The 17,636-nt window shown below is 38.2% G+C and carries 15 protein-coding genes and 1 tRNA gene; 4 read left to right on the top strand and 12 right to left on the bottom strand.

Annotated features, from left to right (window positions below):
- Positions 1–10: 10 nt before the first annotated feature.
- From W908_RS00080 to W908_RS00055, 6 genes are read right to left on the bottom strand one after another with little or no spacing between them, the layout of a single operon-like run.
- Positions 11–532, bottom strand: a complete 522-nt coding sequence (locus W908_RS00080) for an SOUL family heme-binding protein (protein WP_053819451.1) — start codon at positions 530–532, stop codon at positions 11–13.
- 14 nt (positions 533–546) lie between these two features.
- Positions 547–1,425 (bottom strand): DUF1295 domain-containing protein, encoded by an 879-nt coding sequence (locus tag W908_RS00075; RefSeq protein ID WP_053819450.1) that lies wholly within the window; start codon positions 1,423–1,425, stop codon positions 547–549.
- Positions 1,422–2,459, bottom strand: coding sequence for an SAM-dependent methyltransferase (locus tag W908_RS00070; protein ID WP_053819449.1), 1,038 nt, complete (start codon positions 2,457–2,459; stop codon positions 1,422–1,424). The genes W908_RS00075 and W908_RS00070 overlap by 4 nt, the downstream gene beginning before the upstream one ends.
- A 3-nt stretch (positions 2,460–2,462) precedes the next feature.
- Complete coding sequence (locus W908_RS00065; protein ID WP_053819448.1) at positions 2,463–3,752, bottom strand: SAM-dependent methyltransferase; 1,290 nt, start codon at positions 3,750–3,752, stop codon at positions 2,463–2,465.
- On the bottom strand, positions 3,749–4,537 hold the full coding sequence (locus tag W908_RS00060; protein ID WP_236849150.1) for a DUF1365 domain-containing protein: 789 nt from the start codon (positions 4,535–4,537) through the stop codon (positions 3,749–3,751). Before W908_RS00060 ends, W908_RS00065 begins: the two co-directional genes overlap by 4 nt.
- Positions 4,510–5,757, bottom strand: a complete 1,248-nt coding sequence (locus W908_RS00055; RefSeq protein ID WP_053819446.1) for an NAD(P)/FAD-dependent oxidoreductase — start codon at positions 5,755–5,757, stop codon at positions 4,510–4,512. The genes W908_RS00060 and W908_RS00055 overlap by 28 nt, the downstream gene beginning before the upstream one ends.
- A 380-nt stretch (positions 5,758–6,137) precedes the next feature.
- Between W908_RS00055 and rpsB the strand changes: the two genes are divergently transcribed.
- The gene (gene rpsB / locus W908_RS00050; RefSeq protein WP_335334133.1) at positions 6,138–7,175 is read left to right on the top strand and encodes a 30S ribosomal protein S2; all 1,038 of its coding nucleotides are present in this window, start codon (positions 6,138–6,140) and stop codon (positions 7,173–7,175) included.
- 32 nt (positions 7,176–7,207) lie between these two features.
- Positions 7,208–8,086: a translation elongation factor Ts gene (tsf, locus tag W908_RS00045; protein ID WP_053819444.1), complete on the top strand. Its 879-nt coding sequence runs from the start codon at positions 7,208–7,210 to the stop codon at positions 8,084–8,086.
- Positions 8,087–8,152: 66 nt separating this feature from the next.
- Here the strand turns inward: tsf and W908_RS00040 are convergent, their stop codons facing one another.
- From W908_RS00040 to W908_RS00015, 6 genes are all read right to left on the bottom strand, one after another.
- Entirely contained in the window at positions 8,153–10,588 is a 2,436-nt protein-coding gene (locus tag W908_RS00040) for an efflux RND transporter permease subunit (protein ID WP_053819443.1), read from the bottom strand.
- Between the two features lie 148 nt (positions 10,589–10,736).
- The gene (locus tag W908_RS00035; RefSeq protein WP_053819442.1) at positions 10,737–11,645 is read right to left on the bottom strand and encodes a DMT family transporter; all 909 of its coding nucleotides are present in this window, start codon (positions 11,643–11,645) and stop codon (positions 10,737–10,739) included.
- A gap of 68 nt (positions 11,646–11,713) precedes the next feature.
- Positions 11,714–11,798, bottom strand: a tRNA-Leu gene (locus W908_RS00030).
- Positions 11,799–11,806: 8 nt separating this feature from the next.
- Positions 11,807–12,136 (bottom strand): preprotein translocase subunit SecG, encoded by a 330-nt coding sequence (gene secG, locus W908_RS00025; RefSeq protein WP_053819441.1) that lies wholly within the window; start codon positions 12,134–12,136, stop codon positions 11,807–11,809.
- A 1-nt stretch (position 12,137) separates the two neighbouring features.
- Entirely contained in the window at positions 12,138–12,899 is a 762-nt protein-coding gene (tpiA, locus tag W908_RS00020) for a triose-phosphate isomerase (RefSeq protein ID WP_053819440.1), read from the bottom strand.
- A 72-nt stretch (positions 12,900–12,971) separates the two neighbouring features.
- Positions 12,972–15,047, bottom strand: a complete 2,076-nt coding sequence (locus W908_RS00015) for an oxidoreductase (protein WP_082344987.1) — start codon at positions 15,045–15,047, stop codon at positions 12,972–12,974.
- A 262-nt stretch (positions 15,048–15,309) separates the two neighbouring features.
- On the opposite strand from W908_RS00015, the gene W908_RS00010 reads away from it, so the two are divergent.
- Positions 15,310–16,215, top strand: coding sequence for a hypothetical protein (locus W908_RS00010; protein WP_144417899.1), 906 nt, complete (start codon positions 15,310–15,312; stop codon positions 16,213–16,215).
- A gap of 6 nt (positions 16,216–16,221) precedes the next feature.
- Positions 16,222–17,535, top strand: a complete 1,314-nt coding sequence (gene dnaA, locus W908_RS00005; protein WP_053819438.1) for a chromosomal replication initiator protein DnaA — start codon at positions 16,222–16,224, stop codon at positions 17,533–17,535.
- Positions 17,536–17,636: the final 101 nt, after the last annotated feature.

Here is a 17,636-nt window from a genome sequence, read left to right as displayed (position 1 = left end):
AAAAAATTACTTATCTCTTAATTCTTACCATTAGCTCGTTTTTGCGAAACATGGAAATTACATAAGGGGCATTAAACTGGGCAACCATAAAGCCACCGCATGTTTCAATGTTGTTCTGCTGGAGAAGCGTTGCAAATTTTTTTTGATAGCTCTTGCTTCTAGACTCTGTCGCCCAACCCCCAAAAGCATATACTGCAATCTCGCCCAAAGTTTCTTTTTGAATTGAAACATTTTCTGTGTTGGACTTAGGAAGATCTGTTAATGAGTGCTCTCTGGGCATAACAAAAGAAATATTATAGGCCTCTAACCCCTCTGAAGGACAGTCAGCAATTACAGGAGCTGTCATTGCAATTTTCATTTCCTTATCGTTGCCGCCAAAAATATAATTAGCTATTCTTCTAAAACCAGACGATGTAGAGCCTCTGTAATCTGAGCGAACTGATGTCGTGGCAATTATCATTTCACTGTAACAGCGGACTTCAAACCCATCATGTTTAGAGGTTACTTCGTATTGTGGAGTTTCAAGAGCCATATAGTGTCAATTTGTTAGTGTCTTTTTCCAAAAAAAGGAATTAGTATTGGTGTTTTATTTTTGTATTCGACATAGGCTTTGTCTTTTCCCCATTTTTTTTCAGCCTTCTCTTCTAAAAAAGGAAGTCCACTTATTTTTGTCAAAAGGAGGAACACAAATAGAGGGGAGACAAGGCTCACAAACTGCCAACTTGATAGAAATGGCAACGAGATGATTGCAATGCCTGTCCACAAGATAATTTCTCCAAAATAGTTTGGGTGTCTAGAAACAGACCAAAGGCCATGACTGATAAACCTATCTATATTTTCAGGCTGTTCACTGAAGTGCTTTTTTTGTCTGTCAGCAACCACTTCAAAGCCAAAGCCTAAAAGCCAAAGCACTGTTCCCAGAACAAAAAATACGCCAACTGGCTCAAGTGGGTTCAGTGCGATTATAGTAATAGCATTTACAGTAGTTAAGAAGACCCACAGGGCTGACAAAGTCCAGGTCATTAAAAATTTTGGAAGTGACTTTTTAATATCTCTAAACCTTCTGTCTTCTCCAGCTTTCACTATTCTTTTATAAAGAAATATTCCCAGCCTTAATGTCCATACAGACACAAAAGTAGCAACGACCACCGCACGAATTGAGGCTTCTTCTCCAGAACTCAAGAGCGCAAATATTGAGGCTGAAACAACAAGAAGCGTTGCAATCATTCCCGTAAAGTCAAAATATTTTTCTGAACTTGTAATTAATGAAGGCACCGCAATAATCCAATGCGTCACAAAACTTACAACAGCGCAAAAAAGAATTACAGGAAGCCCATAAAAAATTACCCCCTCAACTGAAGCCGCTATAGCAATAACATACGCCGTTAAAATGCATAAGGCAATGGCGCCATAATCTTTAATCATTGTGGCTTCTCAAAAAGATAATGAGAGACTCCCCATTCAGAGCCGCGGTTAAAGCCAAAAAGAACCTCACACGACATGAAAAAAATTCGCCATCTTTGGAACCATGAGTTGGCGTCACTTTCGCCATAAGTTTTCTTAAAGAGCTCTAAAACTTCAGCTTTATTTTTGTCCATTTTTTGAAGCCAAGCAAGAGAGGTTTTTTCATAGTGCGTTCCGCTCACCCTCCAGTCTTTTTCTATTTTCATTTGACCTGGAAAGCTCATTAATAGCCTATGGGAAGGCATTTGGCCTCCGCTAAAAAACTCTCTCGCCATCCAATCAGCATCGTCATTATCTTCAAATGGATAGGCAATTTTCTGATGGGAGAAAATATGTACAAACAGCTTCCCCTTGTTTTTAAGCCAAACGTTCACCCTTCCTAGCAATTTTTCATAGTTGCGCATATGCTCAAACATTTCAATGGAGATGACTCGGTCGAATAGCTTTGTCGTCTCAAAGTCATTCATATCTGCTGTGATTATCTCAACGTTTTTTAAATTGCGCTCTTCGCATCTTGCCTCAATAAATTGCCTCTGGTCATTTGAGTTGCTGACTGCAGTAATTTTAGATTTTGGAAAACACTCTGCCATGTAAAGAGTCAAAGACCCCCATCCACAGCCCAACTCTAAAACATCTTGGCCATCTACTAAGCCCGCCCTGTCAGTTGTTAGCTTGAGCATAGCAACTTCAGACTCGTCTAACGAAGAGACGCCCTCAGGCCATAGGCCCGAGCTGTACTTTAACCTATCTCCCAACACTAGCTCAAAAAGCCTTGGCGGAACCTCATAATGCTGTTCGTTTGCTTTTTCTGGCACAAGTGCAATTGGACTCTCTTTCAAAACATCAATCCAGGCAGCATGCTCTTGCTCCATTAGCGTCTCATTAATATTTGAAGCATCAACTAAGCGTTGCCTGCAAAGTCGCCTGATACCCAGTCTAATTATCGCGTCTGGCAATAGTCCTTTTTCTGCAAGTAGTATTAATAAAGTAATCATAAGTTAGTATGTAATTTGGATGTTTTTTGAATCTGGCTTGGCAAAAACAAACTGAAAGTCTCCAATTAAGTTTTCAAGAAATCCTGCTTCACAATAGACTAAGTAAAAATTCCATATCCTTGTGAATGGCTCCGAAAACCCAAGCTCTTTAATCTGTGGCAAAACTTTTTGAAAGTCTTCTCGCCAAATTTCAAGCGTTCTAGCATAGTGCTGGGTTATGTCTTCAGAGTCCACCATAACCATATCCGTTTTTTCCTTAATGGCATTAAGTATTTGTGGCATCGCAACTAGACACGATCCTGGAAATATATATTTCCTTATAAAGTCTACTGAGTTTTTGTAAGCATCAAAATCAGGATCGTTGTAAGTTATTCCTTGAAGCGCCATTAGTCCATTTGTTTTCAAAAGTGAGGAGGCCTTTTCAAAAAAACCAGGAACATATTCTGCCCCAACAGCCTCAATCATTTCGATTGATACCACCTTGTCAAAAGTTCCTTCAAGCTCGCGATAGTCTTTACTGAGAAGCGTTATCTTATCTTTAAGTCCCTCTTTAGAAATGAGCTCAGAAGCGTATTGAAACTGATTGTCAGAAATAGTCGTGGTGGTGACTTTACACCCATAGTTTTTCACAGCGTGAACTGCAAAACTACCCCAACCTGTTCCAATTTCCAAAACATGGTCTTTACTTGAAAGATTAAGTTTTCTGCAAACTCTATCAAGTTTCTCTACTGAAGCCTCTTGCATGCTTGCGTCTTTTTTTGAAAAGACTCCACTTGAATATGTCATTGTTGGATCAAGCCATAGCTTATAAAAATCATTACTCAAATCATAATGCGCCAGGATATTATTCTTGCTGCCTTGAAGTGTGTTTTGTCTTTGTTTATGAATAAATTTTGTTATTGGATTGGCAAGCCTTGCCATTCCCGACTCTAGGCCCATCATAGTATCTTTGTTTTTTATGATGAGTTGAATTAAGCCTACAAGATTATTAGAGCCCCAATATCCAGCGGTGTATGCTTCTGCAGCACCATTCGTTCCTCCACTGCCCAAAAACACATAAAATTCTTGCGAGAACACTTCAAGCTCAGCTTTAAACTTGGAACTTGAATTCCCAAAAGTATGCTTGTTGTTGCCATCAATAATCGTAAGCTCTCCACTGCTGATGCCCCTTAGTTTTCTAAATAATACGCTTTTAAAAAAAGAAGTCATTCGAGAGCCCTTCTGTTTTTTTTGAATACTGTTAGCTAAACTATCAACAGAGAGCTTATCTTTATTTTGTTTTTCTATAGTCATAATTTATCTGGGTGAGTGAAAAAAGGCGCCCTTCTAATCAAAAGCATAAGGGCCTGCCAATGTATTCTGTAAACCACTACAAGGGTTGCAAGAGGGAATCTAAGAACAGCCTTGATTAAGCCCTTACTATTAAAGGCTTTTCTTTTGAGGCTGAGCGCAACATTGAAAACCTTTTCTCCATCTTTATAGTTTTTCATGATTACGTTTAAGCCCTCCTCTGGATTAGAGAAAAACCACTCATAATCATGGTCCATTCCCCAAAAAGGGCTTACATGGAACTGTTTTTTTGGTGTCGCAGTAAAGCTCATCTTTTTATCTGTTTCTGATTTTTCGTGTATGACATAAGTGTGTCTCTCTTTCCATGGTGTATTTGTAACTTCTGCCATTATAGCCTCCACTTTTTTGTCCTTATCGTCGAAACAATAATAGAAGCTTACAGGATTAAAACAATGACCAAAATATCTTAAATGCGTTAGAAGTCTTATTGGGCCATTAAATTGTTTTCCAGTTTTTTCAAAAAGGGTTTTTCTTACTGCGCTTTCAAGCCCTATTGAGGGATCGCCATGATAGTCCTTTCTTTTGAATGAGACAATCGCAGGCTTATTAATGTTCCATAGTAAAGATGTCTTCATTATTGAAGCTAAACTTGAAATATCAACATATGCCATAAAAATGGGGTAGCTGAAAAAACGATTAAATGGGGTATGTCGATGATGACTGATGGTGCCCCAATATAGATGATGCGTTTTGGAGAGGCTCACAACAACACCCCAAAGTCTTTGCAAACCTCAAGAGCACTATTAACACCGTCTTCATGAAAGCCATTGCCCCAGTATGCGCCGCAATAAAATGTATTGTTAGCGCCACTAATCTCTGTTTTTCTCTTCTGCGCCTTTACACCGTCAACTGTAAAGAGGGGGTGGTGATATTCAATCTTTTTAATTATTTTAGTTGGATCAATCTCACTGCTACTATTAAGCGTTACCAGGAAGTCTGGCTGAGCATCAAGTGACTGCAAGATATTCATATTATAGGTAAGCGTAACTGGCTTGCCTGGATCGCTGCTTAACAAGTAATTCCAGCTTGACCATGTTGTTTTAATTTTTGGCATTAGAGAGTTGTCAGTATGCAATATTGCTATGTTTTTTTGATAGGGCAGTGCACTCAAAATTGATAACTCATTGTCACTTGGGTCTTTCAGCAAAGCCAGGGCCTGGTCACTATGGGTAGCAAAAATAACTTTATCAAATTTTATAGGGTCCTTATCTTTATCATGATAAATCATAACACCGTCAGGAGTCCTAACAACTCCTTTAACTGCCGAAGAAAGCAAAATATTTTCTTTAAAGCCTGCAATTATCTTTTTAACATATGACTTTGAGCCGCCCTTAATTACGAACCATTGAGGACGATTAAATACTTGGAGCAAACCATGATTCTTAAAAAAACGAATATAAAAAGCAGCAGGCATTTCTGTTGTTTTTTCAGCAGCTGTGGACCAAATTGCAGCTCCCATTGGAATAATATAGTTCTCAATAAAATGACTACTAAAGTTATGTCTCTTAAGAAAATCGCTGATTGTTGTTGACTGGTCAACTGTTAAAAGCTCTTTAACTGCAATGCGGTTAAAACGAAGAATGTCTTTAAGCATAATCAAGAACGAAGGCTTTAATAAGTTTCTTCTTTGGGCAAAAATAGTATTTAAAGAGTCGCCTGAATATTCAAGATTCTTAGATGGAGATTTAACACTGAAGCCCATTGAAGTTTTTTGAACCTCAACTTTTAATTTATGCAAAAGACTTATAAAGTTTGGATAGGTTTTTTCGTTATAAACAATAAAACCTGAATCTACGCTCCAGAGCTTATCATTTTGTTTGATTTCATGTGTATGCGTGTGGCCACCGATATAATCGTTAGCCTCAAAAACAGTAATATCGTGTTCTTTGTGAAGCAGATACGCCGCAGTCAAGCCGGATATTCCGCTTCCAATAATAGCAACCTTCATAGCATAAAATCAAATATGTAATATAGCCTCCCCTTTATTTAGGCCTAACTACCATCATAACCAATATTTGGTAATAATTTTTGTAAAAGACATCATTATAAAGTGTGTTTTTTTATAGTGTTCAGTTTATGTGCATAAGCTGAACGCCAGTGCCCAAGAGCAAAAGACAGGCAAATAGTCTTTGCTTATTTCAAAAAAATATGGGATAATCATCGCCTTTCAGCAATTTGGCTGGAAGCGGTCTGGTCTTATAATAACAAGACTGGTAATTTAACGTATCACACAGAGCCCCAATATTAGCCAGGGTGCCCTTTAAAAGGGGTTGGCTAATAGGCAATGTGGAAGTCTTAACCCAGGAGAAATGTATGGCGAAAGCGTCAATGAAAAAAATGTTAGAGGCCGGTGTTCACTTCGGCCATAGGTCTCGTTTTTGGCACCCAAAAATGGAGCCTTATATCTACGGAACACGAAATGGTGTTCACATAATTAATCTTGAAAAAACATTACCACAATTTAATGATGTCCTGAATTTTGCAAGCAAAACTGCTTCGCAGGGTGGGTCTATTCTTTTTGTTGGAACAAAGAGAGCGGCAAGCAATATTATCAAAGAAGAGGCAATCCGATGTGGAATGCCCTACGTTAATCACCGCTGGCTAGGCGGAATGATGACAAACTATAAAACTATTAAGGCCTCGATAAAACGCCTTAAGGACTTAGAGTTTCTTGCTGAAGAAAACTTCGCACAATTTACAAAAAAAGAAGCCCTAGTAATGACAAGAGAGATGGAAAAGCTAGAGAGAAGTCTTGGGGGAATTAAGGATCTTGGAAGCATTCCTGATGTTGTTTTTGTTGTTGACATTGGTCACGAAAAAAATGCTGTCAGAGAAGCGCGAACTCTTCGCTTGCCTATCATTGGTGTTGTTGACTCTAATCATAACCCTGAAGGCATTGATTACGTCATAGCAGGAAATGACGACTCAATTCGGGCGATTAGTTATTATGCAAGAAAGATTGCAGATGCAGTTCTTGAAGCTAAAGCTTCTATTGTAGAAACTAAGCCAGCTGTTGAGCCAGTTACTGAAGCTGCTGCTGAAGAAAAGAAGCCAGCTACTGAAGCTGCTGCTGAAGAAAAGAAGCCAGCTACTGAAGCTGCTGCTGAAGAAAAGAAGCCAGCTACTGAAGCTGCTGCTGAAGAAAAGAAGCCAGCTACTGAAGCTGCTGCTGAAGAAAAGAAGCCAGCTACTGAAGCTGCTGCTGAAGAAAAGAAGCCTGCTGTTAAGAAGCCAGCTGCTAAGAAGCCAGCTGCTAAGAAGCCAGCTGCTAAGAAGCCAGCTGCTAAGAAGCCAGCTGCTAAGAAGCCAGCTGCTAAGAAGCCAGCTGCTAAGAAGCCAGCTGCTACAAAAGCTGAAACAGATTAACAATCAAGCACAGTATTCAAAGGAGATGAATTATGGCAATTACAGCCGCTTTAGTTAAAGAATTAAGAGACAGAACAGGCGCAGGAATGATGGACTGCAAAAAAGCATTGGTTGAAACCAATGCGGATCTTGAGGCAGCAATTGACTTGATGCGTGCATCTGGTGCAGCAAAAGCTGCTAAAAAAGCAGGTCGTGTTGCATCTGAAGGGCTTGTTAACGTTACAATTAGTGACGACAACAAACAAGCTGCTATTCTTGAAGTCAACTCAGAAACAGACTTTGTCACAAAAGGCTCAGCTTTTATTGATTTTGTTGACTCGCTTGGTCGTTTAGCTCTTAAGAACAAGCCGGAGTCAGTAGAAAGTTTTTTGGGTCAAAAGCTTGATTCTGGGGAAACTGTTGATGAAGCAAGAGAAAACATTATTGCAAAGATAGGCGAAAATATTTCTGTGAGAAGGGTACAAATTATAAGCACTAAAACAGGTATTTTAGGTGCTTATAAACATGGCGATCGTATCGCGGTTCTAACAGTTCTAGCATCTCAAGACTCAGCCTTAGCAAAAGATGTGGCTATGCATATTGCCGCCTCAAGGCCTGAATGTATCAGCGAAGATCAACTCTCTGAAGAACTCCTTGAAAGAGAAAAGGCAATTTTTATTGAACAAGCTAGAGAAAGTGGAAAGCCAGAGAACATTATTGAAAAAATGATAGTTGGAAGGATGAAAAAGTTTGTTAATGAGGTTACCCTTTATGGTCAATCCTTTGTAAAAGATCCAGATGTCACTGTAGGAGAGCTTGTTAAATCTAATAACTCCGAAGTTGAGTCTTTTGTCAGATACGAGGTTGGAGAGGGAATAGAAAAGAAAGAAGATAACTTTGTTGAAGAGGTTATGGCTCAGGCACAAGCTTAAAGTCAAATAAATAAAATTTCAAAGGGCGCGTTAGCGCCCTTTTCTATGGCTCTAGCATTATGTTATTTATAAACTAGCTCTGTCTTTAATGATTAACTTCATTATTGCAGGCATCAGGAAAAAATCAGCCAAAAGAGCCACCAAAATTGCACTTGCTGTAAGCACGCCAAAATCAAACATGTTGTTCATTTGTGAAAAAGTAAGCACCAAAAATCCGAGCGCTAGAACGATTGAAGTTAAAGTTATAGCCCTTCCAGTACCCATCAAGGTTAATCGGACAGCCTTATCCACATCATTGTATTGAAGCTCATACCTTCTAAAGTTGTGCATAAAATGCACGGTATCATCAACAGCCAAGCCCAGCGCAATTGCTCCAATCAACAAAGTGAACATATCTAGTGGCATTTTAAAAATAACCATAATTGTTGATAGAATGACAATCGGCAGCAGGTTGGGTATCATGCTGATTAGCCCAATTTTTAAGTTGCCTATTAATAGCACCATGAGAATTGTGATAAGTGAAAAAGCTAAAATATAGCTCACTGCGCTGCTATAAATTGCCTCTTCAAAAGTCACTGTCATCAAGGTTCCTATACCAGTAAAGGTCACCTTTGCCAATGAGCCAAATTTTTGGTCTAAATAAATTTGAGCATTATCAATAAAAGTGTTTGCCTCAAGAGAATCAATAAAAGGTGTTTTTAATGTTAGCCTTGCCTTCGAATAGTTTGCATCAACAAGGCTTGCAAGGTCATTATTGCCACTGCTTTCAAAAAGCAAAAATTCTTGGGCTATAAGATCGGAATCATCAGGAATAGCATAGTACTCATCCCTGTTTTCGTTAAGTGCTCTGTTGGTCTCTTTAATGACATCAATATAGCTTATAACCTTTCCTACAAACATGTTCCCCGTAGATATAGAGTTTATATTTTTAGATACATCATCAATCACTCTTAGTAGTTCAGGATTGTAAAGTCCATTTGTCTTTTCAGTATCAATAATGACCTCAAGCGTGAGTGAGCCTTTTAAATTTTCATCGACAGCCTCTGTTGCCACTCGAGCAAAATTGTCTTCTGGAAGCCATTGAAGAGGAAAATGAGAAAACCTCAACTGGGCTGCAATAATGGCCGCACAAATTATTAGCACCGTACTAACAGAAATAATTAATTTTGGCCTAGTAGTGGCAAAGACACTAATTCCAATAAGTGCTCTATCCATTAGAGAGTGTTCATCCTCACTAGACTTTTGTTTAACAACCTTAAAGTTAGTTACTGAAACTAGTGCAGGCAAAAAAACAAGCGTGAAAACTAGCCCAACCATAACGCCGCTGCTCGCAAACACCCCAAGATCTGCTACAGGCGCAACACCTGAGAAAGAAAAAGACCAGAGTCCAACTGCCGTAGTTACCGATGTCATAATAATTGCTAACCCTGAATGTCCCATCGCATACCTAAGGGATTTCTTTTTGTCATTTGTTTTAGCAAAGTCTTTATAGAATACAGCTAAGAGATGAATTGAAGCACTCGTAACAACCGCCAACAAGAAAGTTGGCATGATTTGGGTCGCCATAGTAAACGGAGCTGAAAAAATAGACATCAATGAAACAGTCATTATCAGCGTAAGAGAAACGCATGAAAGAGGAAGAATGACGCCTGAAATTCTTCTGAACAAAACAAACAGGACAATCATAATAACAATCATCATTAAGCTTATAAAAATAACAGAATCGTTCATTAGTGCTTGCTTGAATATTCCTGCAATTGCTGCAGAACCTGACAAGTATATTTCAAAATTATCATCATTAAAGCGCTGCATTATTTGTTGGGTTTGAGAAATAATTTCATCATTTTCAGCATCAGTTAAATATAGCCTCTGCCCGCCAATTGAGTCATCATCAAATTCAAGGCTGTCGTCAAATTCAAGGCTGTCGTCAAATTCAAGATTAGTAGCATCTTGGGAAGCGCCATTGTTGGAGTAAGTTTCTGTGTCAATTGTGACCGTAGTCATCCTAAAATCTTCACTGTAAAGTGAGTTTTTATAAAGACTATTGTTAGTAACTGTTTCCTTAAGACTAATCAAATCTTCATTATTTTGGGGAAGGTTATCAATTAAAGGCTCAACAATTAGCTCTCCCTCAATCCCATAGGTGTTTCTGGCATTGATCAGGGAATCTACTCCTTTAATATTTGGAAGCTCGTCTTCTAGGGCATGATGAAAGCGATCGAGTTTTTCTAAAAAATCTAAATCAAAAATATTTTGAGTTTTAACTGCAATCATTAACTTTTCGTCTCGACCAAACTGGTCTCTAAACTCATCGTACTGAACTCGCATTGGGTCTGATTTATGCAAAAAACCCTCTGTGGTAGTATCAATTTTTAATGATGGAAGTTGAGATGCAATCCCAGCAACAAGGACAAAAATAACTACAATTGTTATCTTTGCATTTTCAAAAAGCCAATCAGAAAAGAGCTCAATTTTTGATTCTGTTTTTGTTCGCCAGTTCATAAAGATATTTATTTATTTGAATTGTTAGATATATAAGGACATTATTAAAAAAATAAACCTCAAATATTATATTGGATCGATTAAATCTTGTGTCTTCAATAGGTCAATACTTTCTTAATAAAAATAGGTGATAATTAGCCTTAAGAGCTTATAGTGGCTCTATAAGTTTTTCTTTATCTTGATCATCTCCTTGATTGTTTTTCATTACGTGCCAAGATACATATAAACCGCTTCCAATAATTACAAACAAACCCAGTATCGCTTGAAAATTTGGGACATAGCCAAACACAATGTAACTAAGTGAGATGGCACCTACAATTTCAAAGTAATTAAAAGGACTTAGTTCAGAGGCACTTGCAAATTCAAACGCTTTAATAATCATAAAATGTGAGGCGGCTGCAAAAAAGCCCATAGCAGCCCCTAACAAAAAACCCCTTAAATCTGGCGCAGACCAAGAAGCAAAAGCAAGAGGTGACATTATTAAAATCCCTACAAGGGCAGAATAAAAAAGAGTAAGTACGGGCGGCGCCTTAAAAGATAGTTTTTTTGTAAAAATAATATAAAGCGCGTAGCAGATGCCTGCAACGACAGCCAACAAAAGGCTTGGCTTAAAATCATCTCCTGTTGGCTGCAGAACGATTACCACCCCAAAAAACCCAACTAAAACCCCAACACCAATAAATAGATCGAAGCGCTCACCTAGAAGCATTGGAGACAGCACTGCAACAACCAAAGGTGATATAAAAAGTAGTGTAAGCGCACTAGGAATAGGGTTTGATTTTATTGCCGCAAAAAAGAATAGGGTAGCCATAGTAAGCATCAGCCCCCTTAAAAATTGAAGGCCAAGACTATCAGGAACCCTTTTCCAATTAACTTTTTGCCAAAAAATAATTGGGAGCAGCCAAAATGCATGAAAAAAGAATCGTGTCCATGTCACCTGCATCACAGAATAATCTTCGCTTAGAAGTTTGGCAAAAATATCTAAAAAGGGGACTGTGCTCATGCCCAAAAGCATCAGACCAATTCCTTTAAGAACGGTTTTGTTAATGAATTTCATAGGTCAGCCGTTAAGAAACTATAGCGATTGTACAATATCATGCATGCAGGTCATGCTTTAATTGAGGATGGTGCCGTCGGACGGAGTCGAACCGTCACAGCTTGCGCTACAGCCCCCTCAAGGCTGCGTGTCTACCAATTTCACCACGACGGCTAGAGTAATTAATTACTAGGTATTTCGCTAGTGTCTTCGTTGGAAGCGTCATCAACCACAACGCTCTGTGACATGATGCTTTGATCTGAATCAGAAGCGGTTCTTTCATTCGAGGCAAAGTAAGCAAGACTAATACTTGTTACAAAAAAACCAATAGCTAAAATTGCAGTTAACTTGTACAAAAAAGAGTGTGCCCCTCTTGCACCAAAAACTGAACCCGCCGCTCCAGAGCCGAACGCAGCGCCCGCATCAGCGCCTTTACCATGTTGTATTAAAATTAGCCCAACTAGCCCTAAAGCCAACAATACATGAACCACTAAAATTATTTGAAATGTCATATTAACCTGCCTTACAAATTTGTAAAAAATCTTCCGCTTTTAACGCAGCGCCGCCAATTAAGCCGCCGTCTATATCAGCACAAGAGATAAGCTCTACTGCATTACTCGCATTCATGCTGCCTCCATAAAGTATGGCTGTTTTATCAGCAATATCTTGACTGCTACTAGCAAGAAGATCACGAATAAACTTATGAACTGCTTGTGCTTGTTCTGGAGTGGCTGTCATTCCAGTTCCAATTGCCCAGACAGGCTCGTATGCAACAATAATATTATTAAACGCCTCTATTCCAACCATCTTTATAACTTTATTAAGCTGTTCTGAAACTACCGACTCAGTTTTTCCAGACTCTCTTTGATCAAGTGACTCACCAAGACAAAGAATTGGCGTCAAGCCAGAATCAATTGCAGCTTTAGTTTTTTCTGCAACAATTTCACTCGTTTCGCCATACAAACTTCTTCTTTCAGAGTGACCAACAATAACGTGATTGGCGCCAAAGTCTTTAATCATCTCTGCACTCACCTCACCCGTAAATGCTCCTGAAGCATTCACATTAAGGTTTTGAGCGCCAAGCATCAAACTGGATCCTTCAATTAAAACCTCAACCTGCGAGAGGTATGGAAATGGTGCGCAAACTATGATTTCAGCACTAACATCACTTGCTCCTAACAAAATATCAGTCACAAGACTCTCAACTGAATCTTTGCTAGCGTTCATTTTCCAGTTTCCAGCAACAATCGTTTTACGCATTTTTTTGGCGTTCATAAAAAGAGGGCAATGTTACTCTAAAACACACAGAAAATCAATTAGGAACTAGCCTCAACAGCCTATTTAAAATTAATCATTTAGGCTAGGCATCTCCCTCATAAACAATGCCTTTTCAATGTCAGTCTCTGTAGCCTCAAAGTCTTGGGCAGCTAAATGCCCTGAAAACACTGCATCAGCTATTAGTCCTGGGGCTTCAGCATCTCCAATCAGTCGAATATTTTGATCAATTGAACGAGGTTTATTGCTTACTTTTTGTTCATTTAGTTGATCATAAAGCGAGGTGTTTGCTATCCTCTCAGTTACCATAACCACAGACTTACAAGATAGTTCTGTGATGGCCCCTGTAAAAACACACTCAAGGTGGGCTGTCTGATTTTCAATTTTCTCTATCAATGAATTACAAACAATCTTAACACCAGCGCTGATAAGCGATTTTTGTACTCTTTTTTGTTCTAAAGTAGACTCTGTCCAGGGAGAAACAACACTAGCAGGCGTAACAAATGTTACATCAATGCCTTTTGAGCTTAAATGGTCAGCCAAAACGCCAGCTAAATACCCCTGCTCATCATCATAAATAATCACTGGGTCTTTGATGTTTTGCTCTTCCTGAATAATCTCTTCTGGTGTAAAAACTTTAACGCTTTCAATACCTTTAATTGGAGATCTTCGACTTCTACCCACCCCGTCTTTACGCCATTTAGAGCCTGTAGCTATGAAAATGTTTTTTATCTCAAGTTCGTTGATATGGGCCGAAGTAAGCTTACTTTCTTTATATATTTCAATATTGTTTTTTTGAAGAATCTCATGCACCCTGTTGTCAACAACTCGCTTCCAGGCTGCAAGACCCTTTAGGCCTGACTCAAACAAAACCCTGCCCCCCAATTGACTTTTTGATTCAGCTAAAGTTACTTGGTATCCTCTTCTTGCAAGTTGCAAGCTGCACTCCAAACCTGCTGGCCCAGATCCAACAACAAGTGCCTGTTGGTCTGACAATTTTGGTTTTATATGCTCTGGATCCCAACCCCTTCTCCACTCTTCACCCATGGTTGGGTTTTGCGTACATCGAATTGGAACTGAAAAATTATCACTTGAAACGCAAATATTACAGCCGATACATTCTTTAATTTGATCTGTGTTTTCTGTTTTTATTTTATTTGGCAAGTAAGGGTCTGCAATAGATGGTCTGGCTGCACCAATTAGATCTAAGGCGCCCCTATCAATAAGCTTTACCATTAAATCTGGTGACGTAAGCCTACCAACCCCAACGACTGGCTTCGTAGTTAGGCTTTTTACAAACTCAACATAAGGCATTTGATATCCCTCATTTGGCTCAAAGCGTGAAGTTTGTGAGTCATTAGACCAATCAGAAACATTAACATCCCATAGATCTGGGTGTTCGGATAACAGCTCAACAACAGCCCGCCCTTCTTCCTTAAATTGCATGCCATCTTTGCCTTTAAGCTCGTCTACTGCAAAACGAAAAGCAACTCCACAACTATCTCCAATCGCCTCTTGGGTTTCCTCCAGCAGTTCTCTGGTGAGTCGCAAACGGTTTTCTAGACTACCGCCATATTCGTCAGTTCTATTGTTCATGTCTGGCAATATAAACTGTTGTGCTACCGACATGCCATGGCCTGCATATACATAAACTATATCAAAGCCCGCTTCTTTTGCATTCAAAGCGGCTCTTTTATGCCAAACCCTAAAGTTTGAAATATCCTTTTTTGACATACGTCTTGATTGTTTTGGATATAAAAAATTAACAGGCTGAGCATTGGGTGACATAGCAGGAATTCTAGAAAAAAGGTTTGTAGAATTATGCCCACTATGTGTTAATTCTATTGCAGCCAGAGCGCCATGCTTGTGAACCGCCTCAGTCATTAAGCGCAATGCTGGTATGTCTCTTTTATCCCAAATTCTTTGCTCAACATAGGGGGCTAAATCGGAGCTTGGATGTATCTCTGCCTCCTCTGTGCTTACAACGCCCCAACCACCTTTTGCTTTGGTTTCTCTCATGGCCGCGTGTGCTTTTGGCCTCAAGTGTCCCATACCGCAACAATGTGGCACCTGATAGAAGCGGTTTTTTGTTACAACTGGGCCTATTTTGACTGGCTCAAAAAGCCTACTATAAGGATTATTATTCATTGACTAGTTATACAATATTAACAAGACTAAAATCAAACTATTGCTCCAAATGCTTAGATCATTTTTATCAACATTACGGGTATCATAAACACTCCTAATTTTATTTTAAAACTGAATATCGCTTAAGTAATTTTTTTGACTTTGACTATATTTAACATAGGCGCTTCAGCAACAAAAAACAAGGCTTGTTATCGTGAAAATAGCTACAATTTATCATTATTATGAGTTAAACGAGACGTATAAAGACAATTTTATCTATTTCTTGAATACCTCACTTTTTGATGAGATTGAATATTTTTTCTATATTTCTGGCTCTTGTAGTGTCGAGCTTCCTAAGCTTAAAAATGTTCAATATACATATATAGAAAATAAAAATAATGACTTCGGCGCAGTAGTTGAGTTCAGCAGAGACAAGAGATCGCTTAGTTTCGATGCATACATTTTTATCAACTCAAGCGTGAGAGGGCCATTTATGCCCTCTTATTACTCATTTAATTGGCACGAGATATTTACATCGCGACTATCCAGCAAAATTGCGATGGTGGGTAGTTCAATTAATCTACTCCCAGAGGGCTCTTTAATTTCAAACTATTTTAAGGAAAGGTTCAGTTTTGATCCGCCTTATATTCACGTTCAAACTACCGCTTATGCCTTATCTTCAGATGGTTATTGCCTGTTGTTAAAGGAAAGGTTTTTTGATGTAAATGAAAACCTAAAAAAGAATGATGTAATTTCACGATATGAAATACTTTTATCTCAAATACTTTTAAACAATAACTTCTCTATAGCATCAATACTTCCAACTCACGAAGAGTTTTCTGTTTCAAAAAGAGGTGTTAATTTTAAAGGGACTACTAAAAATGGAGATCCTCTAAATTTAGCTGCCTTTTATGGAAGAACTATACCGCCGCTTGAAAGTGTCTTTATTAAAACAAATAGAAACCTAGTTTCAGAAAAGGAGCTTGCATCTTATACATTTACTTCTCTTGTACTAAAGGATTTAAATTCTTCTTTAACCAAAGATGGTCTAACCTTATTTCAAAAGTCATTAGAAAAACTTCATGCAAAAGAATCTTTTACAATTACAATGGAGCAATTAAAACTAGTTTTAAACAATGTTAAAAATAATAGCCCTGAACTTGCGAAACAGTTGCGCGCTCTTTTGTAGAATATAATGTCGCAGTCCTGGGAAAAATGCTTAGCCTCTTTAAAAGACTCTCTACCTATAGGAGAATATAGTGTATGGGTTAAGCCACTTAAGGCAAGCGAAAGGAACGAAACTCTTTATCTAAATGCGCCCAGTGCTTCTGCTCTTAAGTACATAAACAAACACAAAAGCTTGGAGGCAGCAATTGTTTTGGCAGTCTCTGAATGTGACCAAAAACTTAAGGTAAGGTTTGGAGTTGTGGAGTCTAGTAAAAAAGCAGCAAACACCCACAAACATCACACCACCCCCCTATTTCCAGAATATACCTTTGATAATTTGGTTTTAGGAAGTGCAAATCAAGTCGCTGCTCTTGCAAGCAGGCAGATAGCTGAAAAAATAGGATCATCTCCCTACAACCCATTTATTATTTATGGAGAATCTGGACTTGGAAAAACACATTTAATGCAGGCTGCTGGCCACCTTGCTCTAAAAAAAACCCCAAGCTTAAAAATTATCTATGTTCCTCTTATGGATTTTGTTAGAAATATCACAACAAGCCTTCGACACAATACAATAGAAAACGTAAAGCTTTTTTATCAGTCTGCTGACCTATTATTAGTTGATGATATTCACTTAATTGCTGGGAAAGATAAATCACAGGAAGAGTTTTTTCATATTTTTAATTTTTTGTTTAGTACAAAAAAACAAATTATTTTTACTTGTGACCAACCTCCTAAAAATATTAAAGACCTTGAAAACAGGCTAAAAACACGATTTTCACAAGGGCTTAATTTACAGCTTTCTCCACCAGAGCTTGAAATGAGAGCCGCTATTCTCCTTAAAAAATCTCAAAATCCACAAATATCTCTTAATCTTTCAGAAGATGTTGCCTTATTTATTGCAAGTCACGTAATATCAAATGTTAGAGACCTGGAGGGGGCTTTGCTGAAACTAAAGGCTTTTGTGGATTTCTCTCAAATTGATCATTCGCTAATTACCAAAGACGTTGTAGAAGGTGCGTTAGGTGACCTTATAAGGCCAAAGAAACTTTTCATTGAGATTAACGAGGTTCAAAAAACTGTGAGCAAGTATTATGGTATTACGGTCTCAGACTTAGTATCAAATTCTCGCAAACAACACCTGGTTAAAGCAAGACAGATGGCTATCTATTTGTGTCATGAGCTAACGTCGTTGTCTTTAGCTAAAATAGGTCAAAACTTTGGAAATAGAGACCACTCTACAGTGCTCTATTCTTGTGAAAAATTGAAGGGTCTTATTTCAACGAATGAAGAAATTAAAAATGACATTGAAAACATAAAAATCAAAATTACTAACTTATAAACAAATTAATTATTACTTGGGTTGTTAGTAAATAACAAAACATCTTATAATTAGAAAACTAATTAACATCTTTAATAATAAATAATACAGTTATTAACAAC

Origin of the sequence: Candidatus Pseudothioglobus singularis PS1 (assembly GCF_001281385.1) — a bacterium.
Taxonomy (GTDB): Bacteria; Pseudomonadota; Gammaproteobacteria; order PS1; family Pseudothioglobaceae; genus Pseudothioglobus; species Pseudothioglobus singularis.
The sequence above is the reverse complement of the archived record's forward strand: the minus strand, read 5'-3'. Positions and strand labels throughout refer to the sequence as shown.

Coding starts and splice junctions, on each gene's coding strand:
- W908_RS00075 (WP_053819450.1), bottom strand. CDS start 1,425: ATGATTAAAGATTATGGCGCCATTGCCTTATGCATTTTAACGGCGTAT.
- W908_RS00065 (WP_053819448.1), bottom strand. CDS start 3,752: ATGACTATAGAAAAACAAAATAAAGATAAGCTCTCTGTTGATAGTTTA.
- tsf (WP_053819444.1), top strand. CDS start 7,208: ATGGCAATTACAGCCGCTTTAGTTAAAGAATTAAGAGACAGAACAGGC.
- secG (WP_053819441.1), bottom strand. CDS start 12,136: ATGACATTTCAAATAATTTTAGTGGTTCATGTATTGTTGGCTTTAGGG.
- tpiA (WP_053819440.1), bottom strand. CDS start 12,899: ATGAACGCCAAAAAAATGCGTAAAACGATTGTTGCTGGAAACTGGAAA.
- W908_RS00035 (WP_053819442.1), bottom strand. CDS start 11,645: ATGAAATTCATTAACAAAACCGTTCTTAAAGGAATTGGTCTGATGCTT.
- W908_RS00040 (WP_053819443.1), bottom strand. CDS start 10,588: ATGAACTGGCGAACAAAAACAGAATCAAAAATTGAGCTCTTTTCTGAT.
- W908_RS00015 (WP_082344987.1), bottom strand. CDS start 15,047: ATGAATAATAATCCTTATAGTAGGCTTTTTGAGCCAGTCAAAATAGGC.
- W908_RS00055 (WP_053819446.1), bottom strand. CDS start 5,757: ATGAAGGTTGCTATTATTGGAAGCGGAATATCCGGCTTGACTGCGGCG.
- rpsB (WP_335334133.1), top strand. CDS start 6,138: ATGAAAAAAATGTTAGAGGCCGGTGTTCACTTCGGCCATAGGTCTCGT.
- W908_RS00070 (WP_053819449.1), bottom strand. CDS start 2,459: ATGATTACTTTATTAATACTACTTGCAGAAAAAGGACTATTGCCAGAC.
- dnaA (WP_053819438.1), top strand. CDS start 16,222: ATGTCGCAGTCCTGGGAAAAATGCTTAGCCTCTTTAAAAGACTCTCTA.
- W908_RS00080 (WP_053819451.1), bottom strand. CDS start 532: ATGGCTCTTGAAACTCCACAATACGAAGTAACCTCTAAACATGATGGG.